Source organism: Sorangium sp. So ce375 (assembly GCF_051473855.1).
Classification (GTDB): Bacteria; Myxococcota_A; Polyangia; order Polyangiales; family Polyangiaceae; genus Sorangium.
The window spans coordinates 9,652,518-9,673,305 of sequence record NZ_CP150335.1 but is presented as its reverse complement, the minus strand read 5'-3'; the positions used below and the strand labels follow the sequence as shown (position 1 = coordinate 9,673,305).

The following is a 20,788-nucleotide window of genomic DNA, read 5'->3' as shown; positions in this document are numbered from 1 at the left end:
CGGCGAGGGCCCACGCGCACCAGGCATCAGCCGCTCACTGGGGCGCGCCGTCGGCGATCCACTGCTCGATCGCGTCGATGTATGCCTGGGGCAGGCAGGTGTTTTCCGGGCCGGGCGCGGGGTTGCAGCCCCTGGGCATGCGCTCGACGCCCTCGCAGGTGCCATTGATGAGCTTGACGAGGGCGCTCTCTTCTGGCTTGCCGGGGGTGACGACCGGAATGTCGCCGCAGCCCTCGGAGATGTACGTGGTCAGGGTCTCGTAGAGGGCGTCGTCGTCCTGGAGGGTCGGCTTCGCCTCGCCGTTGTGGCAGGTCGCATCGGCGCAGCCAGTTTGCGCGACGACGGCTCGGACCGTTTCAAAGGTTGCGGGGACCGCTGGGTCGCCACCACCCGTTCCAGCGGAGGTCGAGCTCGTGCTCGCTGTCGTGCCCCCGCCAGCGCCATCCCCTCCGGAGCCATCCCCGCCCGTGCCGTTCGAGGTAGACCCACCCGTGGTCGTGCCTCCGGTTTCCGAGCTGCCGGTGGTTTCGTCATCGGAGCAGGCGGCAAGAGATGACAGGGTGGCGACGATTGCTGCTGCAGCGAAGTGTGAGAGTCGAAGTTTCATGGCTCACGATTAAAGTGGTTAGAGAGAAAAGTATAGATCTCTTCACCGCTCGAACAAAGAGAAAGGCTTCGTTCTTCGGGCCTTCGAGGCGAGGCGCGCCCGATGGCTGGATCTTGGTGAGATCGAACTTTTGTGAGCACGTCGCCCGTAGGTCTTGGCGGCTCGCTCGGGAAGAGCTGAGCGAGGCGACGGGGGCCATCCAGCCCATCCAGCGCGGGTAGGGCGATGCAATGCGCCTCGAAAATCAAGCAGTTTGTGGCGGGCACCCTCGCATACAGGGATGCTGTACGCGCCGAGTCACAATCATGCCAGTTGCGTTCAAGCCTGTCTCAATGGTCAAAATGCTTGCAAAAGGCCGCCGCTCTGGGGGTGCTTCGTCGAGCGCTATCGAGGCGAGCGGCTGCACGGCGCCATCGGGGACAGGCGAACACGCTGAGCACAACGAGCGCGCAGTATGGCCCGGTGCGAGCAGGGTGGGTACCCTTCGCCCATGCCCGATCCGCTCCTCGTGCCCCCCGGCCCACTCGTCGATGTCCCCTGGCTCGCAGCGCACGCGGGCGATCCCCGCGTCCGCGTCGTCGACTGCCGCTGGTATCTCGGCGGTCGTCGCGGCGCCGACGAGTACGCCCGCGGGCACATCCCGGGCGCCGTGCACCTCGACGTCGACGCCGATCTCTCGAGCCCGGCGCACGGAGGACCGGGCCGCCACCCCCTTCCCGATGCGGCGGCGTTCGCGCGCGTGCTCGCCCGCATCGGGGTCGCACCGGGCTCGGTCGTCGTCGGCTACGACGACGCCGGCGGCGCCATCGCCGCCCGGCTCTGGTGGCTGCTCCGCTACTTCGGCCATCCAGGCGGGCGCGTGCTCGACGGCGGACTCCAGGCGTGGTCCGCCGCGGGACACCCCCTCTCGACAGCGGAGCCCGCGATCGTCCAAGCGCCCATCATGGAGCTCGCCGCCGGCGGCGCCCCGGTCGCGGACAAGGCCGCCGTCGACAGGCTTCGCCGCGAGCCCGCGGCGGTGATCCTCGATGCGCGCGCCCGCGAGCGCTACGAGGGGCAGACCGAGCCCGTCGACGCCCGCCCCGGCCACATCCCCGGCGCGCGCTCCGCCCCGTTCGTCGAGAACCTCAGCGCCCCGGGGGGCGCCTTCCGCGAGCGCGCCGAGCTCGAGCGGCGCTACCGCGACCTCGGCGCGCTCGATGCTGCCACGGTGGTCTGCTACTGCGGCTCCGGCGTCACCGCCTGCCACGACCTCCTCGCCCTGACGACGCTCGGCCGCGAGGACGCGATCCTCTACGAGGGGTCGTGGAGCGACTGGGCCCGCGACGCCGCCCTGCCCGCAGCCAAGGGCCCCGATCCCTGAGCGGCGTCAGGCGAGCGCGCGGCCGAGCGTGGCCTCGATCGTCTCGCGCAGGTAGCGCACCGCCAGCGCGACCGTGCGCGCCGCGCTCTCCGGCGTCGGCTGGAGCGCCGGCGCGACCTCCATGACGTCGCCGCCGATCAGGCCGACCTCGCGCCCGAGCCGGCGAATGAGCGCCACGACGAACTCGGGCGACAGTCCGTCCGGCTCCGGCGTCCCCGTGGCGTCGGCGTACGAGGCGTCCGTGCCGTCGATGTCGTTCGAGAAATACACGCCCTCGACGCCGGTGCTCTTCACGTGAGCGACGATGGCGTCGAGCGCCGCCGCCGGATCGGCGCGGCACTCGGCCGCCCAGAACTGCCGCACGCCGTAGCGGCTCTCCCAGTGCTCGCGCGGCTTCTGCGACGCGCGGACGCCCACCTGGGTCAGGCGGCCGCTCCGCCCGACCAGCTCGTTCGCGTGGTACGACCACGTGGCGAAGCAGTACGCGACCCCGAGCCGCTCCTCGAGGAGGTCGGTGTGCGCGTCCGGCTGGACGATGCCCCACGGCCGCTTCCGCGCGCTCCGCGCGCGGGCGATCGCGCGCGCGACCGGCAAGGCCGTGGAATGGTCGCCGCCGAGCACGATGGGCGTGACGTCCGGGTTGATCGAGAAGACGAGATCGAGCGCGCGCTCCGCGATGGAGAGCGGCGAGACCGGCAGCCGCGACGCCACGGGCTCGGGCACGCCAGGGTAGAGGGCGCGGCGCGACGCGGCCTTCTGCGCCTCCGAGAGCATGTCGTCGTGCAGGAGCTGCGGCACGACGAACACGTCGCCGATGTCGACGAGCCCGACGTCGCGCGCCCGCTCGGGGAAGTCCGGGAGGGCGTCGAGCAGCGCGGTCCGGATGGCCTGCGGGCCCATGTTGGAGCCGCGGAGGAACCCCGCGCCGACGTCGGAGGGCACGCCGAGCAGGACGGCGCGCGCGTCGGCGATGCGGTCGAACGACGCGCGGAACCGGGCGAGGACCTCCTCCTCGGTCGCGGCGCCGTAGAGCCGCCGCTGGACCTCGAGCTGCTGCGCGCGCCCGGTCGAGACGAGGTAGAGGCCTCCGGCCGCCGGGCGCAGCAGGAGCGCGAGCTCTTCTTGCGGGGTCATGCCCGACGAGGGTACGCGCGCCTCAGGGGGCCGCCAGCGAAAGGGCGGACGCAGGGAGAGGGAAGCGCTCTGCCGTGAGGTGAGGGACCGGCGCGCTCATCGCCGCGGGCCAGCTCTCGCCACACGCGACGACGCGGAGCGCGCGCTGCACCCCGGCGTGCGCGACAAGGAGGTGCGGCCGCGCGCCGGAGGCGGCGTCCGCGCCGGAGGCGGCGGCGTCCGCGCCGGAGGCGGCTTCCGCCCCACACGGCGCGCCGAGCGCGCGCCAGAACGACCGCACGCGGGCCTCGACCTGGACGGCCGACTCGCCCCCGGGCGGCCCGACGCGCTCCCAGCCGTCGAGCCACGCGGCGTACGCGGCCGGGTCGTCGCGCTCGATGTCGGCGAAGGCGCGCCCCTCCCAGGCGCCATAGGAGATCTCCACGAGGCGATCGTCGACCGCGTGCGGCACCCCGAGGCGCGCCGCGAGCCCGGCGGCGGGGAGCGCGCAGCGGGACAGCGGCGACGACCAGACCACGCCGGGGCGGACGCAGAGCTCGCGGAGCGCGCGCTCGATCACGGCCGCCGCGTCCTCCGCAGAGAGCTCCGCGGCGACGTCGAGGCGGCCGTAGCAGACGCCGGAGAGCGCGACAGCCGCGTGGCGGAACGCGATGAGGCCGTGGGCGAGGGGATCCATGCGCGGCGCGCCCGCGGCTCAGCCGCCCCGCACGAGCGCGAGGGCGAGCAGCGCGGCGCACTCGGCGATCTGCTGCGTCGCGCCCAGGAAGTCGCCCGTGAGCCCGCCGGCGCGGGCGCGGAAGCGGAGGCCGCAGATCGCCGCGGCGGCGGCGACCGCGACGAGCATGCCCGCCGCCTCGGCCACCGTGAGGGCCCCGGCGGCGTGCGCTGCGGCGAGCGCGAGCGCCGGCCAGACCGAGCCGAGCAGCGCCTGCGGGAGCGCCGCCTGCGCCACCGGTCGGCTGCGCGAGCCGCCCTGGGTCACGTAAGGCAGCGCGACCATCAGCCAGATCGGCGGGGTGCGCGAGAGGCACTGCGTCAGCACGAGGGCGACGGGCGCCGCGGCGTCGAGCCGCGCGAGCAGGGCGACGCGAAGCACGAGGACCACGATCAGCGCCGCCGCGCCGAACGCGCCGATGCGGCTGTCCTTGAGGATCTCGAAGATCCGCGCGCGATCGAGCGCGCCGCCGAGCGCGTCGGCCGTGTCCGCGAGGCCGTCCTCGTGGAACGCCCCGGTCAGGAGCAGCCCGAGCGCCACGGTGACGCTCGCCGCGACGAGCGCGCCGCCCCGATCGACGAGCAGCCACGCCGCGGCCAGGACGGCGCCGAGAGCGGCGCCCACGAACGGAAACCAGGCCGAGGCCCAGCGCCAGTCCGCCTCGGCATAGGGGAACCCGCCGACCGGAACGCGCGTGAGGAAGGTCGCAGCTGCGCGGGCGCCGCGCAGCACCGGCGGCATCGTCATGGCGTGTCGCGGCGCGCGCGATCGGGCACGCTCGCGCTCGCGAACGTCGCCATGCCGGCGTGGAGGGCGCAGGCCGCGTCGAGGAGGGGTAGCGCGGCCAGCGCGGCGCTCGCCTCGCCGAGCCGCATCCCGAGGTCCAGCAGAGGGCGCGCGTCGAGCGCCGCGAGGACATGGGCGTGACCGAGCTCGGCCGAGCGGTGGGCGAAGAGCATGCCCGCCCGCGCTTCGGCGCTCGTCCGGACGAGCGCGAGCGCCGCCGTCGAGACGATGAAGCCGTCGACGAGCACCGCCATCCGCCGCTCGATCGCCCGCGCCATGGCGCCCACGAGCGCGGCGATCTCCTTTCCGCCGACCGCCTGCACGACGCGGTGAGGATCCGCGCGGAGGCCGCCCGGGGCCTGCTGGACGCGTCGCATCGCGTCGCGCACGACCTCGATCTTGCGCGACAGCGCGTCGCCGGAGATGCCCGTCCCCACGCCGACGACGTCCTCCGGCTCGAGCCCGAGGAGCAGCGCCGTCACGGCCGCCGACGCCGTCGTGTTGCCGATGCCCATCTCGCCGAGCAGGACGACGCGCGTGTCGCCCCCGAGCGCGTCGATCTCGGCGGCACCCGCGCGGAGCGCGCGCTCGTAGACGGCCTCCGAGAGCGCGTCCTCGACCCGCAGGTCGCCGATGGGATCGTCGGCGACCGGATCGCGCCGCAGCTGCGCGCCGTCGCCGCGGTCGACGCGCTCGTACGGGTGGGCCACGCCGACGTCCACGACCCGAAGCTCGACCCCGAGGTGCCGGCAGAGCACGCTGGCGGCGGCGCCGCCGCGCACGAAATTCGCCACCATCGCCGCCGTGACCTCCGCCGGGTACGCCGACACGCCGTGCCGGACAACGGGGTGATCGGCGGCGAAGAGCACCGCCGCCGCAGGCCGGCTCGCGGGCGGCCCGCCCTGGATGCCCGCGAGCGCCACGGCGAGATCCTCGAGCGCTCCGAGGCTGCCGCGCGGCTTGGTCAGCGTCTCTTGCCGCGCGCGCGCCGCGCTCACCGCGCTCGCATCGAGCTCCGGGAACACCCAGTGAGGCGACAGAGCCATGTCCGCGTTCTCTACTCCCCCGTGAGAAGGTGGGGAAGCGCGTTGACCGTCCCGGCGGACCGCAATGGTCGCCCATCCGGTCCGAGAGGACCCCGCGCCTCGGTCGTCTGCCGAAACCATCCTCCGTAGGCGCGAGCCGCTCGCGGCGGCTGCTACGGGATGTTCCGGGCGCGCACGCCTGCCTGCGCGCGCGGCGCGCCGGACTCCTGCGGGAGTCCTTCGGTCCTATCGGTGGAGCTGAGGGGGATCGAACCCCTGACCTCATGACTGCCAGTCATGCGCTCTCCCAGCTGAGCTACAGCCCCGGTCGTTGGGAGCGGCATATCTACAGCCTCCCGCACCGCTTGTCTCTACTTTTTTTCGACCGGCGCGCTTTTGTGTCCAAGGGCGTCGGTTCGCGGCGTGTTTGCACGTGTTTGCGCGTGTTTGCGTCCGTCGGCTGGTGGGTTTGCCCGGCGGAGGGCCCGCGCGGCTTGGCGGCGATGCGGCCGCCGGGCCGCGCGGCCCTCAGAAGTTCATCAGCTTTGCCAGGTAGTACTTCATCGTCTCGGTCGTCCCGCCGCCGATGCGGAGGAGCCGCTGATCGCGCCACGCGCGCGCGATGGGGAAGTCCTCGATGTAGCCCCACCCGCCGTGGAACTGCAGGCACGTGTCCACGACGTCGTTCGCCACGTCGCCGGCCAGGATCTTCGCCATCGAGATGAGCTTCACCGTCTCGAAGCTGATCGGCACCTTCCGCACGTACCGCTCGTCGTTGTAGTGGTCGACGCACTTGTAGGCGAACGCGCGCGCCGCCTCGCAGCGCGTGTACAGGTCCACGAGCTTGTGCTGCCACGACTCGCGCTTGATGATCGGCTTGCCGAACGCCACCCGCTCGCGCCCGTACTCGACCGTGTCGTCGAGCGTCATGAACGAGCTCGCGATCGCGCTCACCGCAGCGACCAGCCGCTCGGTCTGGAAGTTCTGCATCAGGTACGCGAAGCCCTGATCCGCCTCGCCGAGCAGGTAGCGCCTCGGCACCCGCACGTCCTCCAGGAAGAGCTCCGCCGTGTCCGAGGACTTGTTGCCGATCTTCTTCAGCTTCTTCGCGACGTTGAAGCCGCGGAGCGCCGTCGGCACGAGGAAGAACGAGCAGCCGTGGGCGCCCTTGTCCGGCGACGTCTTGGCGAGCAGCGTCACGAAGTCGGCGCGCGTCCCGTTCGTGATGAAGGTCTTCTGCCCGTTCAGCACGTAGTCGTCGCCGTCCTCGCGTGCGGTCGTCCGGATCCCGGCCACGTCGCTGCCGGCCGCCGGCTCGGAGACGCCGAGCGCGGCGATCTTGTCACCCGCGAGCGCCGGCCTGAGAAACTCCTCGATCTGCTCCTTCGTGCCGATGTCGCTGATCACCGGGGTCGCCATGTCGCTCTGCACGAGCAGCCCCATCGAGACGCCAGCCATCGTGCAGCGCACGAGCTCCTCGGCCTTCGCCGCCGAGAACCAGTAGTCGAGCCCGGCGCCGCCGTGCTCCTCCGGGAAGTGCGCGCCCAGGATCCCGAGCTCGCCGGCGCGCTTGAACACCCAGTTGGGAAAGCACTCCGACGCCTCCCACTCCTCCACGTGAGGAGCGAGCTCCTTCTCCGCGAAGGCCCGCACCGTCTTCCTGAACTGCTGATGCTCTTCCGTGAACGGCTGCCACATCGGGAACCCCTCCTCGCCCGCCCAGAGCGAGATGATTCGTACACGAAACATCTTTCCGCGCAAGCGCCGCGCCCTGGCGCTTCTGCCGCGCCTGGTCCGCCGCACGGGGGCCGGCGCGGGGTCGCGCGGGGTCGCGACGGGCCGCCGCGCGGCGCCGAGCGGGCCGCGTGGCGTCCCATGGAAAACCAGGGCCCATGGCGCGGCGCGCGACCGTGCGGGCGGCGGCGCGAGCGCCAGAAGAACCGCCGAAGAGCGAAAAATGAATCGGCACGCGCACCCATCCACGCAGTCTGCGGGCTCTGCTAGCCTCCGGGCCACATGCGATTCCTCGTCCTGTCGCGCAACGCGTCCCTCTATTCGACGAGCCGGATCGTGCTCGCGGGGCGCGCGCGTGGTCACGACGTCAGCGTCATCGATCCGCTCGATTTCCAGATCGTCGTGTCGCGTGGGCGCCCGTCGTTGCTCGTCGGTGGCTCGGCGGTGCCCCGCTTCGACATCGTGATCCCGCGCATCGGCGCCAGCATCACGAACTACGGCCTCGCCGTCGTCCGTCAGTTCGATCTCATGGGCGTCCCCGTCCTGAACGGCGCCGTCTCGATCGCGAGGAGCCGCGACAAGCTGCGGGCGCTCCAGCTGCTCACGCGCCGCAAGCTCAACGTGCCGATCACCGTGTGCGCCCGGAGCCCGGCCGGCGTCGAGGCGGCGCTCTCGCTCGTCGGCGGCTGCCCCGCCATCGTGAAGCTCCAGCAGGGGACCCAGGGCATCGGCACCATGCTCGCCGAGACGCCCCACGCCGTGCACGCGCTGCTCGAGACGTTCTGGGCCATGGGCCAGGACATCGTGCTCCAGGAGTACGTGCGCGAGTCGAAGGGGCGCGACATCCGGGTCATCGTCGTCGGCGGCCGCGTGGTCGCGTCGATGCGCCGCGTCGCCAAGCCGGGCGAGTTCCGCTCGAACCTCCACCGCGGCGGCAAGGGCGACCGGGTGAAGCTGCCGCGCGCCTACCGCAGCGTCGCGATCCGCGCGGCGAAGGCGATGGGCCTCGAGGTCGCCGGCGTCGACATGCTCGAGGCGCGCTCCGGGCCCAAGATCCTCGAGATCAACAGCTCGCCCGGCCTGGAGGGGATCGAGCGCGCGAGCGGCGTCGACGTCGCGGGCGCGATCATCAGCTACGCCGAGCGCTACGCGGTCGAGCAGCGCGGCCTCAGCCGCCGCACGCTCGAGGCGCGGATCGCCGAGGTGATCCACGACGAGCGCATGCCGGCGCCGCGGCGGCTCAGCCGCGCGGCGACGGAGAACGGGGCGGGCGCGAGCCGCCGGAAGGCCGCGGCGCTCACGGGCGGGAGGGGCGCGCGGAGGGTCCTGTCGTGACCCTGCGGGTCGAGGCGGCCGGCGAAGCGGTCGTCCTGACCATCGATCGTCCCGAGCGCAGGAACGCCATCGACAGCGCCTTCGCGAGCCGCCTCGGCGAGGCGCTCCGCCGCGCCGCCTCCGACCCGCGCGTGCGCGGCGTCGTGCTCACCGCGACGAGCAGCGACGTCTTCGTGGCGGGCGGCGACATCCGCGAGCTCCACGCGCTCGCCTCCGGCGGCGCCGACGGGGGCGAGGTCCTCCGGAGGTTCGAGGGCCTCGCCGCCTTCGAGGAGAGCGATGTGCCGATCGTCGCCGCGGTGCAGGGCGACGCGCTGGGCGGCGGCTGCGAGCTCTTGCTTCTCTGCGATTTCGTCATCGTCGAGGAGCACGCCGCGCTCTCGTTCCGCCACGTCAAGATGGGCCTGTCCCCGGCGTGGGGCGGGCTGACCCGGCTCTGCGAGCGGGTGGGGCCGCTCTCGGCGGCGCGGCTGCTCTTGACGGCGGAGCGGATCGACGCCGCCGAGGCGCTCCGCATCGGCCTCGTGGGCGAGGTCGTCCCGACGGGCGCGGCGCGGAGCCGGGCCATCGCGCAGGTCAGCCGCATCGCCGAGAGCCCGCGCGCGTCGGTCGCGGCCATGAAGCGGTCCCTGCACCAGGTGCGCGAGGCGCTGCGCGCCTCCGCCGCCGAGGTCGAGCGGCGGGCGTTCGCCCAGCAATGGAACGGCCCGGAGCACCGGCGCGCGATGGATGCGTTCCTGGGCAAGAAGTGACGGTGGCGCGGCGTGAAGGGCGCGGAGCAGGAGGACCCTGGAGGCGCCACGGACGCGCTGGAGAGCGCTGAGCGAGCGCCCGCGCCGGCGAGCACCGAGGCCGCGCCCGCGAGCGTCGATGCCGCGCCGGTGAGCGCCGAGGGCGCGCTGGCGAGCGTCGATGCCGCGCCGGTGAGCGCGCTGCTCCCGCTCGTGCCGCCGACGATCGAGCACTTCATCGGCCGTCGCCCGCACCTGCGCGCGCTCCAGCGCGCCGCCGAGGGGCTCGCGATGGAGCAGCCCGTCGCCGTGTTCGTGCACGGCGGCGCGGGCATGGGCAAGAGCGCGCTCATCCACCACTTCCTGATGGGGCTGCGCCGCGACAAGGGGACGGTCGTCCTGCGCGGGCGCTGCGCCCTCGCGGGGACCGAGTCCTACAAGGCGTTCGGCGGCGTCATGGAGGCGCTGAGCCGCTTCCTCCGGCGGGTCTCGGACGGCGAGGTGGAGCGCCTCCTGCCGCGCGACGTCCGCGCGCTCGCCCGGGTGTTCCCGGTGCTCTCGCGCGTGCCGGCCGTCGCGTCGGCGCCGCGCCCGAGCGAGTCGCCCGACGCGCAGGAGCTGCGGCAGCGCAGCTTCACCGCGCTCCGCCAGCTGCTCTGGCGGATCGCCGAGCGCAGCCCGCTCGTCGTGGCGATCGAGGACCTGCAGTGGGGCGACATCGACAGCGTGGCGCTCCTGCTCGAGCTCACGCGGCCGCCCGACGCGCCCGCGATGATGTTCCTCGGCAGCTACCGGGACGAGGACGTCGCCACGAGCGCGCCGCTCCGCGCGCTGCTCGAGGGGATGGGGCTCGATCGCCGGCCCGCCGCGGAGGTCGAGGCCGCCGGCGGGCGGGCGCGGATCGAGCCGGCGCGCCGGGAGGGCGCGCCGCGCGAGATCGCGGTCGGCCCGCTCTCGCCGCTCGAGGCCGAGGAGCTCTCGCTCGCGCTCCTCTTCGCGTACGACGAGGTCACCCGCGCGCGGGCGGACGCCATCGCCCGCGCGTCGCGGGGCAACCCGCGGCTGCTCGGTGAGCTCGCCCGCGACGCGCAGGAGCCCTCGAGCGAGGACGGCGCCCGGGGCGACGCCGCGCGGGGCGGGGCGCTCGACGCGCGCCTCGGCCGCTTGCCGGAGCAGGCGCTCCGGGCGCTCGAGGTGATCGCGGTCGCCGGTGAGCCGATCGACGAGGCGATCGTGGCGCGGGCGGCGAAGCTCGGCGACGACGAGCGCGCCACGGCGATGACGCTGCTGCTCACGGAGGACCTGATCGCCGCGCGGCGCGCCGCCGAGGGCGAGCTCGTCGAGGCGTCGCACGACCGGGTGCGCGCGGCCGTGGTCGGCCGGCTCGGCCCGGAGCAGCTCGCGGCGCGGCACCGCAGGCTCGCGCGGGCGCTCGAGGCGCTGGGGACGGCGGACGCGGAGGCGCTCTCGCGGCACTGGCTCGGCGCGGGGGACGCCGCGCGGGCGGGGCGGCTCGCCGAGCGCGCGGCCGAGGAGGCGGCGGAGGCGCTCGCGTTCGAGCGCGCGGCGCGGCTCTACGACCTCGCGCTCGGCCTGCGCTCGCGCGAGGCGGATCTCCCCGCGGCGGAGCGGCGCGCGCTCGGCGTGCGGTGCGCCGACGCGATGGTCAACGCGGGCAAGAGCGCCGAGGCGGCGAGGATCTACGCGGCGGCGGCGGAGGGGGCGGACGGCGCGCCCTCGCTCGAGCTCCGCCGGCGGGCCGCGGAGCAGTACCTGCGGAGCGGGCACATCGACGAGGGGATCGAGCTCGTCCGCGCGGTCCTCCGGGCGGTCGGCCTGTCGTTCCCGGAGACGCCGCGGCGCGCGCTGGTCGCGCTGCTCCTGCACCGGGCGGAGCTGCGCCTCAGGGGCCTGCGGTTCCGCGAGCGGCCCGAGTCGGAGGTGCGACCGGAGGAGCTCGCGCGCATCGACGCCTGCTGGACGGTGACGGTGGGGCTGTCCGGCGTCGACATGGTCCGCTCCGCCGAGTTCTCGGCGCGCGCCCTCTTGCTCGCGCTGCGCGCCGGCGAGCCGTACCGCGTCGGCCGCGCGCTCGCGTTCGAGGCCTCGTCGGCGTGCATGATGGGGGCGCCGGGCCGGGCGCGCGCCGAGGAGCTCGTCTCCGCGGTGCGGGCGCTCTCGGAGCGGCTCGACAGCCCGCACCTGCTCGGCCTGTCGATGATGGTGTCGGGCATGCTCGAGGCGTTCACGGCCGGGCGCTGGAGGGCGGCGTCCGCGTGGTACGAGCTGGCCGACGAGCTCTTGCGCGACCGCTGCGCCGGCGTGTCCTGGGAGCTCGCGACGACGCAGCTGATGGCGTCGTGGGCGCGGTACTACCGCGGGCAGATCGACGCGCTCGCGCGGACGACGCCGGCCGTGCTCCGCGCCGCCGAGCAGCGGGGGGATCTCTATGCGGTGGCGATCTTCAGCGCGCAGGCGGCGTGGGTGGCGCTCGCCTCGGACGACGTGGCGGGCGCGCGCGGCGCCATCGCGGGGGCGCTGTCGAGGTGGACGACGTCGGGCTTCCACCTCGAGCATTTCGTGGGGCTGCTCGGCGAGACCTACGTCGACCGGTACGCTGGCCGCGCGGGCGCCGCGATGAAGCGCCTCACGGACGCCTGGCCGAGGATCGAGGGCTCGATGCTGCTGATGATGCAGAACAGCCGGGTGATGGCGCACGTCGAGCGCGCGTGCACGGCGCTCGCCGTGGCCGAGGCGGCGCCCGAGCCGGAGCCGCTGATCCAGGCGGCGCTCCGGGACGCCGCGGCGCTCGCCCGCGAGAGGACGGCGTGGTCGGACCCGTTCGTTCCGCTCATCCGCGCGGGCGCGGCGGAGCTGCGCGGCGACAGGGAGGCGGCGATCGTGCTGCTGGAGGCGGCGGCGGCCGGGTTCGACGCGGCGGACATGCCGCTCTACGCGGCGGCGGCGCGGCGCCAGGCGGGCGAGCTGCTCGGCGGGGAGAAGGGGCTGCAGCGGCTCCTCGTGGCGGACGCGGTGATGGCGCGGGAGCGGATCAAGAGCCCGGCGCGGTGGGCGGCGATGCTGGCGCCGGGGTTCGGGCGGGGCGAGCGGGTCGGCTGGGGCTGACCCGTGGCGTGCGGCGGCGGCCGTTGCCTTTTTGGCGTGCCGCGGGGCCGAGCGGCCCGCTAGCCCGAGCCGCCGCCGGGCAGCGGACCGAACTGCTTCTCGTAGGCCGCGAGCCGGGCGGCGAGCCGCTTCGCCTCATCGCCGGCGGTACGAGCCTGCTCTTCGGCGGCGCGAGCCTGCTCTTCGGCGGCGCGAGCCTGCTCTTCGCCGGTCGGCACCACGCGCCCATCGCCATCGAGCCAGCGCAGCCAGTCGACCACGAGGCCGCGGTACGTGCCGTGGCGCACCCCGAGGCGCAGGCCGAGGCACGCGCTCACGACGTCGCCGTTCGCCTCGGGCGGCACCGGCACGTAGGACCGCGTGGTCCGATCGAGCGCATAGGCCTCGAGCGTGCCCGAGAACGGATCGAACAGGTAGTACTCGAGCACGCGCAGGAGCTTCGCGTAGATCCGCATCTTGTCGGTGCGATCGACCTGCTCGGTGCTCTCGGAGAGCAGCTCGATCACGACGTCGGGCGTCCTCCCGTCCTCCTGCCAGACGACCCAGGACTTGCGCTCGCGCGCGTTGGTGTCGAGCACCACGAACACGTCGGGGCCCCGGAAGTCGTTCTTCTTCGTCTGGAGCTCGCTGAAATAGATGGCCATGTTGCCGCCGACGTACACGTCGTCGCGGTCGTGCCAGCGCAGCTTGAGCGCCTCGATGAGCAGGTTCATCTGCTGGAGGTGGCGCTCGGACTCCATCGGCTCCCCATCGTCGTACGGGAGCTCGTCCTCGCCGGGCGGGGGGATCGGGATGTGAGACTTCTCGCTCTGGAAGGGCATACGACGCTCCACGCGCAGCGTACCCCATGCCGCGCGCCGGCGCAGCCGGCCGATCGGGGCGGCGCGCTCGGATCGGCGCTGCCTGCTGCCAGGCGTCAGCGCACCGCCAGCACCACCTCGTGCGCCTCGGTCTTCGCCGGGATCTCCCAGCGCTCGGTCATCCGGCGGATGACCGCCTCCGGCACCGCCGCCTCCCGCGCCCGGTTCTGCGCGAGCAGCGTCGACGCGGGAACCTCCACGTAGACGACGCGGATCCTCGCCCCGTAGTCGGCCGCCATCTGCAGCAGGGGGCCGCGCCGCTGCCGCGAGAGGTTCGTCGCGTTCCACACGAACCGCTCGCCGCGCCGGAGGTGCTCCTTCGCCCGCTCGCGCGCGGCCTGGACCACCTGTCCCTGCGTGTCGCCCGGATCGATCTCCAGCTCGCTCCGCAGCGCGTCCAGGGAGACGACCGGCCAGTCGGCGAGGTGGTGGCGAACATAGGTGTCCTTCCCGGCGCCCGGGAGTCCGCTCATCACCACGACCTCGGAGCGCGTGTCGTCGTAGACCTCGACATCGGGGTGGCGCCCTTCGGAGCGGAAGTACACGAAGCGCGTGTGATCCGACGCGAAGCGCCGCGGCGCGGTGTAACACCCCTCCTCGCGGCAGAACTCGCGGAACAGCTCGATGTTGTCGAGCACGCGCCCCATGTCCGCGCAGATGCGCCCTCGGATGTCCGCCTCGGCCACGAGCGCGAGCAGGTCGCAGCGCGCCTGCAGGCTGATCTCGGCGGCGACGCGCCGCGCGTCGTCGCGCTCGATGAGATAGAACGGGATCTGATGGTAGCGCACGAGCGCGCACACCTGCTCGCGCAGCGCGAACGGCGCGCCGAGCTCCCAGAGCAGGCGGCGCGCGAGGAGCTCCCCCGCGCGCGAGTGGCCCTTCGCCGTGACCCGCCCGTCCTCCTCGCGGGTGGTCGCCGGCTTCGCCACGTCGTGGAGGAGGCACGCGAGGTACACGGCGTGCTGCTCCTCGGCCGGCAGCGCCTGCCACTCCGGCAGCCCGAGGAGCGTCTCCAGCACCATGCGGGTGTGGATCCAGACGTTGCCCTCGGCGTGGTGGATCGGGTCCTGCGGGCAGGCCTCGAGCGCACGGACCCAGTCGAAGACCTGGAGCTCGTCCCAGGGGACACGCCCCGGATCGGGCGTGAGGAGGTCGAGGAGCGACGGCGCGGAGGACATGACGGGGGACCCCTGGCGAGCGCGCGGCCGGCTCCGCGTTCGGCGGCGCGCGGCGCTCAGCGCGCGTGAGGGCTGTAGCATGTCCGCTAAAGCACGCCGGTGCTACCCTGGCGCTGCCATGTCCGCCAAATACCCTCGCTCGTTCCACCTGCCGTGGTCCCCCGGCGGAACGTCCGATGACAAGAGGATGGCGGACGTGTCGGGGCTGCTCGGCGTCGAGATCGTCATCACGGAGAAGTGCGACGGGAGCAACCTCACGTACACGCGGGCGAGCGTCTTCTCCCGCTCGCACTCGGGCCCTCCGTCCCACCCGAGCTTCGACCTCGCGAAGGCCACGCACGCGAGCATCGCTCACCTGCTCTCGGAGGGCATGTCGCTCTTCTGCGAGTATTGCTATGCGGTCCACTCCATCGAATACGAGGCGCTCCCCGGGTATTCGCTGGTCTTCGGCGTGCGCGACGACGCGCGGGGGCTCTTCTGGGAGTGGGACATGGTCGTGGCCCAGGCGAACGATCTGGGCCTCCCCACGGTGCCTGTCCTGTTCCGGGGCACCGTCGACGGCGAGCGCGAGCTCGAGGCGCTGACGACCGCGCTCGCGCGCGAGCCGTCCGCGTTCGGCGGCGCGCGCGAGGGCGTGGTGGTGCGGGCCGCCGGCGAGTTCCCGGACACGATGTTCCAGCGCTGCCTCGCCAAGTGGGTGCGGCGCGGGCACGTGCAGACGGACGAGCACTGGATGCACCAGGAGATCCGGCCCCAGCGGCTCGCGCCGGGGTCGGCGCCGGCTTTGGCGTCACCGCCGTGAGGCCAGCGCCGCGAGCCTCTCGCAGAGGCGCTCGCGGATCGGGCCGTAGGCCTCGCGGTACTCCTCCCAGTCGAGGCGCTCGCCCGCGACGATCTCGCGCCAGTACGGGTTCGCGGCGCCGTAGTCGTGGAGGGCGCCGGTCTCGGCGATCTGCACGGCGAAGAGCGGCACCCGGAGGGCGTGGAAGAGCTTCTTCTTCGAGGCTCCCGGCTCCTCGGCGAAGCGGGCGCCGGCCTTCTTGAAGTCGGACGCGGAGCGGCTCGCGGCCGAGGCGGCGAGCTTCTTCCTGTCGAGCTTGAACGGGAAGGGCGGCCTGGCCTCCTTGAGCCGGTGCTCGGGCGGGAGGAACAGGCACTCGAGCGCGAAGACGCTGTGCTCGGCGATGGCATCGCGGAAGGTGTCGAGGCCGTGGACGACGACGTTGACGCCCGGCGCAAAGGCGAGGTCCTGCCGCGCGTCGCGCCGCGCGAGGACGGCGACGAAATCCTCGTCGGACGCCGCGGACGCGGTGCCGTACACGCGCGACCCGGCGCGGAACACGCTGTGGACCTCGCCGTCTGTGCGGCCGAGGACGCGGAGCACGGTGGAGAGGCTCATGGCTGTGGCCCCGCTCGAGGGATCGCGAGCATCGCGCCGTTGCCGTCCCCGCGCAACCGTTGGCGCGCCCTCGACGGCCACGGCGCCGGCCCGCGCCCTCGACCGCCATGGCGCGCGCCCGCGAGCGCGCGCCGCCGGAGCACCCCCGAGGCGCGCGGTGCTCCTCTCCCCTGCTTCCCCATGCTGCGTCGGGCCCGCCGAGAGCGAATCGGCCGCGAGCGACGCCACTGTCGCTCGACATCGCCCCCCGGGATTCGTGGAGCTGGCGGGACGGTTAACCTTCCGTCGTCCGCTCGCCGGCACCAGGGGGGAGTGTCGTGTCGTCACCTGTGGTTGCCGAGCAGCTCCGGTGCTCGCGCCGAGCGCGCCAGCTCAGATAGGCCGCGATGACGATGTTGATCACCAGGATGACGATGCGCGTCAGTCGCCATCCATGGCGGACGAGCTCCATGATCTCGAAGGGGACGAGCGAGGCTGTCGCTCCGACGACCAGCCAGGGGGCCCACCTGTAGCCATGGCGGAGCGACGAGCCCTCGATGAAGCTGAGCAGGGAGTCCGCCGCGAGCGCGGCGCTCACGACGTGGGCGCCGTGCGGCGTCGTCGCCTTCGAGACCACGTCCATCAGCGCGGCGCTCCAGGCGCTCGCGCTCTCCCTGCCCAGCGTGACCGCGAACGCGTGAGCCCTGGCGGCGAGCCCGGACGAGGCCAGGAGGAAAATCGCGATCGCCAGCACGATCTGCAACACCGATTTGGCGAGCTTGTAGACGATGATGGCGCGCACGCCGAGCGCCCGCCGCAGAGCATGGGCCTGAGCGGCTGCGAATCGATCCCTGGCGGCCATGCGCTCCATCCTGGCACGTGTTTCCCGCGCGCGGCGGCCCGTATCGACCTCGAATAGGCCCACCGAACTCAACCATCGGGACGCCATGGAACCCGTCCACGAGGCAAGGATGGGCTCAAACTTTGGGACATGCGCGACCGCGGGCTCGCGGAGCTCGACCTCGTTGACGTCACGCGCGTCGTCGAGGACGGCAGCAGGCGCAACGTGTACGGATATCGGGCCGTGGTCTGCGACGTCCCGGCCGGCTGCGCGGCCTTGCCTCGACGGCGCCAGGCCGCTCCCGCGGCAGCCGCAGCCGCAGCCGCCAGCGTGTATAATCATGGCGCTTCGCCGATGATCTCTTGGTCAGGGAAGAATCCGCGCGAGGCATTCTTGCAAGTGGGGTACACATGGCCGTCGGGCAGCAAGCGGGTCAGCAGAGCCTGTTCATCGATGATTTTTTCTACTTCATCCTGCGGCTTCGAAAATCCCGTATCCAGTCCGTGGTGGCCCGCGTGCGGCGCATGTATCCAGACGAGTCGCCGGAGCAGCACGGGCGCCGGCTGATCGCATCGACCGCGGCGCTCTCTTTCGCCGCGGGCGGCGTCGTCCATGTGCCGTCCATCCTCCCTGGGTTCGGCATCGTGTACGAAGGCGTGGGGTTCGTCGCGGGCACATCCATCCTTACCAGGATGCACCTTTATCTGATCCTCGAGATAGCGCTGCTCTTCGGGAAGGACATCGACGAATCCGAGCGCGTCAAGGAGCTCGCGGCCGTGGTGGCGGCTTGTGCCGCCAGCGCCGCCGCGCCGGCGGCCGTCCTCGCGGTGAGCTTGAACCCGGCCTTCGCCGTGGCGACGGGGGCGCTCGCCGCGGCGGCCGTCTCCCGGGCGATCGGGGAATCGGCGATCCGCCGCTACCAGCGCTCGACGGCGCCCGAGGCGGCGGTCCCCGCGCCAGCGAAGGGATAGCGTCCCGTCCCGCCCCTCGAGGTCTCGACCCCCGCGTGCGGCGGGAGAATTCCCCGACGCGCCTCGTCGCCGTCGCCCGCCTGGCTTCCCCTCCTCGTCCAGCTCGCCGCTTGCCGTCCCGGCGACGGGTCGCTTCGCGACGACGGATTCCGGGCTCGGCTGGCGCGCGGCTGCCGGAGCGAGCCCGACTGCCTCGTGCTGGAGCTCGAGGCGCAGGCCATCCTCTCGGCGGAGCGCGAGCTCTCGGCGAGCGTGACTCTCCTGTGAACCTGGTGTTTCCTTGACCGTGTAAGTACCGTGTTCGCCGCCGCCATCACGGGCGGCGTCTCCGCGCTTCCAGGAGGGTCCATGGCCGTCGCCGACTCGCACGCCGCTCGTTCCCAGAAGACCGATCACCTGCCCGAGGCCGTCGAACGGCGGGTGGCGGACGCCCTCGCCGCGCTGTCGCTCGAGCAGAAGGTCCGCCTGCTCACGGGCGCCGACTTCTGGAGCACGCACCCCGAGCCCGCGATCGGCCTGCGCCGCATGGTCGTCTCGGATGGCCCGGTCGGCGTGCGCGGCGAGCGCTGGGACGAGCGCGATCCGTCGGTGTGCCTCCCTTCCCCCACCGCCCTCTCGGCCACGTGGGATGAGGCCTTGCTGGAGCGCGTCGGCGCCGTGCTGGCGTCGGAGGCGCGGCGCAAGGGCGTCGACGTCGTCCTGGGGCCGACCGTCAACCTGCACCGCAGCCCGCTCGGCGGCAGGCACTTCGAGTGTTTCTCCGAGGATCCCCTGCTGACCGGCCGGATCGGCGCCGCCTACGTCCGAGGGCTGCAGGCCCACGGCGTCGGCGCCACCCCGAAGCACTACGTCGCCAACGACTCGGAGACCGAGCGCTTCACGGTCGACGTGCGGGTCGATCTGCGCACGCTGCGCGAGCTCTACCTCGCGCCCTTCGAGCGGATCGTCACCAGCGCGGGCCCGTGGCTCGTGATGGCCTCGTACAACGCCGTCAACGGGGTGACCTTGACCGAGAGCCCGCTGCTCGAGTCGCCGCTCGAGGACGAGTGGGGCTTCGACGGCGTCGTGATCTCCGACTGGACAGCGACCCGCTCCACCGAGGCCGCGGGGCGCGCGGCGCTCGACCTCGCCATGCCGGGCCCGGGAGGGCCGTGGGGCGAGGCGCTCGTCGCCGCCGTCCGCCGCGGCGCGGTGCCCGAGAAGGCCATCGACGACAAGGTCCGCCGCCTGCTGCGCCTCGCCGCCCGGGTCGGCGCCCTCAAGGACGTCGCGCCGGCCGCCCCTGTCCCGGCCCTGCTCTCCGGCGCCGACGTCGGGAGGTTCGCTCGCGAGGCCGCCGCGGCCTCCATGGTGCTCGTGCGCAACCAGGGCGACCTGCTCCCCCTCGACGCGGCCAGCCTCCGGCGCGTCGCCGTGATCGGCCCCAACGCCGCGACGGGGCGGATCCAGGGCGGCGGCAGCGCCAGCGTCCACCCGCACTACGCGATCTCGCCGATGGACGGGCTGCGCGCCGTGCTCGGCCGGAGCGCCAACGTGGTGCACGCCGTGGGCACCCGCATCCACGAAGGGCTCGTGCCGGTGACCGGGGACCAGGTCGTCGACCCCGTGACCGGGCAGCGCGGCGTCCACGTGCGGCTCCTCGACGCACAGGGCGGCGTCCTGCACGAGGAGCACCGTGAAATCGGTCGCCTCACGTTCATCGGGGACCAGCGCGCGAACGCGGCCGCGACGATCGAGGTGAAGGGGCGGTTCCGCGCCGTCGAGGCGGGCCGCTACCGGTTCGGCGTGGCGGGCGTGGGCCTCTATCGCCTCACCGCCGGCGGGGAGGTCCTGTTCGACGAGGCGGTCCTGCCGGACAAGGACGACCTCGCCGCGGCCTTGCTCGCCCCGCCTCAGCGCGCGGCCGAGCTGTCCCTGGCCGCCGGCCAGGAGGTCGACCTCGCCCTCACGCACACCGTCCCCGCGGGCACGCTCGCGGTGGCGTTCTCCCTGGGCGTCGAGGTCCCCGCGCCGTCCGACGAGCAGGAGCTGGTGCGCGCCATCGAGCTCGCGCGCTCCGCCGACGTCGCGGTCGTGGTCGTCGGCACCACCGAGGCGATCGAGAGCGAGGGCTTCGACCGGACGACGCTCGGGCTCCCCGGCCGCCAGGACGAGCTGGTCAGCGCGATCGCGGCCGTGAACCCCCGGACGATCGTGCTTGTGAACTCCGGCGGGCCGGTGATCATGCCCTGGAGCCACGAGGTGGCCGCGGTGCTCCTCACGTGGTTCCCGGGCCAGGAGTTCGGCGCCGCCGTGGCCGACGTGCTGCTCGGCGAGGTGGAGCCCGGCGGCCGCCTGCCCACGACCTGGCCCGCGCGGGCGGAGGACGTGCCGGTGCTCTCGACGAAGCCCGAGAACGGCAAGCTGGTCTATGCCGAGGGCCTGCACATCGGGTACCGGGCCTGGGCGCGCGCCGGCGTGAGCCCGGCGTACCCGTTCGGCCACGGCCTGGGCTACACGCGCTGGGAGATCGTCGACGTGGAGGCGCCGCCGCGCGTCGCGGCCGGCGCGGCGGTCGAGGCGCGCGTGCGCGTCCGCAACGTCGGGCCTCGCCGCGGGCGTCACGTGATCCAGCTCTACCTGTCGCGGCCGGACTCCGAGGTCGAGCGCCCCGTGCTCTGGCTGGCGGGCTTCGCGTCCGTCGAGGCCGAGCCCGACCAGACGGTCGACGTCTCGATCACCGTGGAGCCGCGGGCCTTCGCGCACTGGGCGGCGGGCCGCTGGCAGGTGGAGCCCGGCGTGTACACGCTGCACGCGGGACACTCGGCCACCGTCCTGACGAGACAGACCGCGGTGCACCTGAACGACTGAGAGCGCCTCTGCGCATCTCCGCGCGCCGCGCGCCGCGCGCGCTCGAAGACATCGACTCGACGATCCCGGGATCGACGCGACGTGCCCGGGATCGACGCTTCGCCAAGGAGCATGGCGGGCGCCTCGCTCCCTCTCGACATGCCTTGGTGCAAAT

Annotated in this window: 17 protein-coding genes and 1 tRNA gene; 7 read left to right on the top strand and 11 right to left on the bottom strand. The window is 73.4% G+C overall.

The features are described 5' to 3' along the window. Window positions 1–34: 34 nt before the first annotated feature. Entirely contained in the window at window positions 35–607 is a 573-nt protein-coding gene (locus tag WME90_RS36145; protein WP_437276614.1) for a hypothetical protein, read from the bottom strand. Between the two features lie 490 nt (window positions 608–1,097). Between WME90_RS36145 and WME90_RS36140 the strand changes: the two genes are divergently transcribed. Further along, window positions 1,098–1,970 (top strand): sulfurtransferase, encoded by an 873-nt coding sequence (locus tag WME90_RS36140; RefSeq protein ID WP_437276613.1) that lies wholly within the window; start codon window positions 1,098–1,100, stop codon window positions 1,968–1,970. Between the two features lie 6 nt (window positions 1,971–1,976). Here WME90_RS36140 and WME90_RS36135 read toward each other — a convergent pair whose 3' ends face one another. From WME90_RS36135 to WME90_RS36110, 6 genes are all read right to left on the bottom strand, one after another. Further along, window positions 1,977–3,104, bottom strand: coding sequence for an arginase family protein (locus tag WME90_RS36135; RefSeq protein ID WP_437276612.1), 1,128 nt, complete (start codon window positions 3,102–3,104; stop codon window positions 1,977–1,979). Window positions 3,105–3,126: 22 nt separating this feature from the next. After that, entirely contained in the window at window positions 3,127–3,780 is a 654-nt protein-coding gene (locus WME90_RS36130; RefSeq protein ID WP_437276611.1) for a histidine phosphatase family protein, read from the bottom strand. Between the two features lie 18 nt (window positions 3,781–3,798). Further along, window positions 3,799–4,566: an adenosylcobinamide-GDP ribazoletransferase gene (locus WME90_RS36125; protein WP_437276610.1), complete on the bottom strand. Its 768-nt coding sequence runs from the start codon at window positions 4,564–4,566 to the stop codon at window positions 3,799–3,801. Then, window positions 4,563–5,651 (bottom strand): nicotinate-nucleotide--dimethylbenzimidazole phosphoribosyltransferase, encoded by a 1,089-nt coding sequence (gene cobT, locus WME90_RS36120; protein WP_437276609.1) that lies wholly within the window; start codon window positions 5,649–5,651, stop codon window positions 4,563–4,565. Before cobT ends, WME90_RS36125 begins: the two co-directional genes overlap by 4 nt. 232 nt (window positions 5,652–5,883) lie before the next feature. Next, window positions 5,884–5,956 (bottom strand) — tRNA-Ala (locus tag WME90_RS36115). A gap of 202 nt (window positions 5,957–6,158) precedes the next feature. Then, entirely contained in the window at window positions 6,159–7,328 is a 1,170-nt protein-coding gene (locus WME90_RS36110; RefSeq protein ID WP_437283706.1) for an acyl-CoA dehydrogenase family protein, read from the bottom strand. Window positions 7,329–7,646: 318 nt separating this feature from the next. Between WME90_RS36110 and WME90_RS36105 the strand changes: the two genes are divergently transcribed. From WME90_RS36105 to WME90_RS36095, 3 genes are read left to right on the top strand one after another with little or no spacing between them, the layout of a single operon-like run. Beyond that, window positions 7,647–8,699 carry a RimK family alpha-L-glutamate ligase gene (locus tag WME90_RS36105; protein WP_437276608.1) on the top strand — a complete coding sequence of 351 codons (1,053 nt, stop codon included), beginning with the start codon at window positions 7,647–7,649 and terminating at the stop codon, window positions 8,697–8,699. Next, entirely contained in the window at window positions 8,696–9,451 is a 756-nt protein-coding gene (locus WME90_RS36100; RefSeq protein WP_437276607.1) for an enoyl-CoA hydratase/isomerase family protein, read from the top strand. Before WME90_RS36105 ends, WME90_RS36100 begins: the two co-directional genes overlap by 4 nt. Window positions 9,452–9,463: 12 nt before the next feature. Continuing rightward, window positions 9,464–12,556: an ATP-binding protein gene (locus WME90_RS36095; RefSeq protein WP_437276606.1), complete on the top strand. Its 3,093-nt coding sequence runs from the start codon at window positions 9,464–9,466 to the stop codon at window positions 12,554–12,556. Between the two features lie 59 nt (window positions 12,557–12,615). On the opposite strand, the gene WME90_RS36090 is transcribed toward WME90_RS36095, so the two are convergent. Further along, on the bottom strand, window positions 12,616–13,377 hold the full coding sequence (locus WME90_RS36090; RefSeq protein WP_437276605.1) for a Uma2 family endonuclease: 762 nt from the start codon (window positions 13,375–13,377) through the stop codon (window positions 12,616–12,618). A gap of 95 nt (window positions 13,378–13,472) precedes the next feature. Then, window positions 13,473–14,594, bottom strand: a complete 1,122-nt coding sequence (locus WME90_RS36085; RefSeq protein ID WP_437276604.1) for an AAA family ATPase — start codon at window positions 14,592–14,594, stop codon at window positions 13,473–13,475. A gap of 187 nt (window positions 14,595–14,781) precedes the next feature. On the opposite strand from WME90_RS36085, the gene WME90_RS36080 reads away from it, so the two are divergent. Then, the gene (locus tag WME90_RS36080; protein WP_437276603.1) at window positions 14,782–15,396 is read left to right on the top strand and encodes an RNA ligase family protein; all 615 of its coding nucleotides are present in this window, start codon (window positions 14,782–14,784) and stop codon (window positions 15,394–15,396) included. On the opposite strand, the gene WME90_RS36075 is transcribed toward WME90_RS36080, so the two are convergent. Both WME90_RS36075 and WME90_RS36070 read right to left on the bottom strand, forming a co-directional pair. Further along, complete coding sequence (locus tag WME90_RS36075) at window positions 15,385–15,993, bottom strand: hypothetical protein (protein ID WP_437276602.1); 609 nt, start codon at window positions 15,991–15,993, stop codon at window positions 15,385–15,387. The two genes, WME90_RS36080 and WME90_RS36075, sit on opposite strands and share 12 nt — an antisense overlap. A gap of 274 nt (window positions 15,994–16,267) precedes the next feature. Beyond that, the gene (locus WME90_RS36070) at window positions 16,268–16,834 is read right to left on the bottom strand and encodes a DUF2127 domain-containing protein (RefSeq protein ID WP_437276601.1); all 567 of its coding nucleotides are present in this window, start codon (window positions 16,832–16,834) and stop codon (window positions 16,268–16,270) included. A 389-nt stretch (window positions 16,835–17,223) separates the two neighbouring features. On the opposite strand from WME90_RS36070, the gene WME90_RS36065 reads away from it, so the two are divergent. After that, on the top strand, window positions 17,224–17,784 hold the full coding sequence (locus WME90_RS36065; RefSeq protein ID WP_437276600.1) for a hypothetical protein: 561 nt from the start codon (window positions 17,224–17,226) through the stop codon (window positions 17,782–17,784). A gap of 348 nt (window positions 17,785–18,132) precedes the next feature. Beyond that, a complete protein-coding gene (locus tag WME90_RS36060; RefSeq protein ID WP_437276599.1) occupies window positions 18,133–20,634 on the top strand; it encodes a beta-glucosidase in 2,502 nt (833 codons plus the stop codon). The last annotated feature ends 154 nt before the right edge of the window (window positions 20,635–20,788 follow it).

What these genes read in the sequence shown, in the direction of transcription:
- WME90_RS36075 (WP_437276602.1), bottom strand. Translation starts at nt 15,993, where the DNA reads ATGAGCCTCTCCACCGTGCTCCGCGTCCTCGGCCGCACAGACGGCGAG.
- WME90_RS36145 (WP_437276614.1), bottom strand. Translation starts at nt 607, where the DNA reads ATGAAACTTCGACTCTCACACTTCGCTGCAGCAGCAATCGTCGCCACC.
- WME90_RS36065 (WP_437276600.1), top strand. Translation starts at nt 17,224, where the DNA reads ATGGCCGTCGGGCAGCAAGCGGGTCAGCAGAGCCTGTTCATCGATGAT.
- WME90_RS36085 (WP_437276604.1), bottom strand. Translation starts at nt 14,594, where the DNA reads ATGTCCTCCGCGCCGTCGCTCCTCGACCTCCTCACGCCCGATCCGGGG.
- WME90_RS36125 (WP_437276610.1), bottom strand. Translation starts at nt 4,566, where the DNA reads ATGACGATGCCGCCGGTGCTGCGCGGCGCCCGCGCAGCTGCGACCTTC.
- WME90_RS36130 (WP_437276611.1), bottom strand. Translation starts at nt 3,780, where the DNA reads ATGGATCCCCTCGCCCACGGCCTCATCGCGTTCCGCCACGCGGCTGTC.
- WME90_RS36110 (WP_437283706.1), bottom strand. Translation starts at nt 7,328, where the DNA reads ATGTGGCAGCCGTTCACGGAAGAGCATCAGCAGTTCAGGAAGACGGTG.
- WME90_RS36080 (WP_437276603.1), top strand. Translation starts at nt 14,782, where the DNA reads ATGGCGGACGTGTCGGGGCTGCTCGGCGTCGAGATCGTCATCACGGAG.
- WME90_RS36090 (WP_437276605.1), bottom strand. Translation starts at nt 13,377, where the DNA reads ATGCCCTTCCAGAGCGAGAAGTCTCACATCCCGATCCCCCCGCCCGGC.
- WME90_RS36070 (WP_437276601.1), bottom strand. Translation starts at nt 16,834, where the DNA reads ATGGCCGCCAGGGATCGATTCGCAGCCGCTCAGGCCCATGCTCTGCGG.
- WME90_RS36060 (WP_437276599.1), top strand. Translation starts at nt 18,133, where the DNA reads ATGGCCGTCGCCGACTCGCACGCCGCTCGTTCCCAGAAGACCGATCAC.
- WME90_RS36105 (WP_437276608.1), top strand. Translation starts at nt 7,647, where the DNA reads ATGCGATTCCTCGTCCTGTCGCGCAACGCGTCCCTCTATTCGACGAGC.
- WME90_RS36135 (WP_437276612.1), bottom strand. Translation starts at nt 3,104, where the DNA reads ATGACCCCGCAAGAAGAGCTCGCGCTCCTGCTGCGCCCGGCGGCCGGA.
- cobT (WP_437276609.1), bottom strand. Translation starts at nt 5,651, where the DNA reads ATGGCTCTGTCGCCTCACTGGGTGTTCCCGGAGCTCGATGCGAGCGCG.
- WME90_RS36140 (WP_437276613.1), top strand. Translation starts at nt 1,098, where the DNA reads ATGCCCGATCCGCTCCTCGTGCCCCCCGGCCCACTCGTCGATGTCCCC.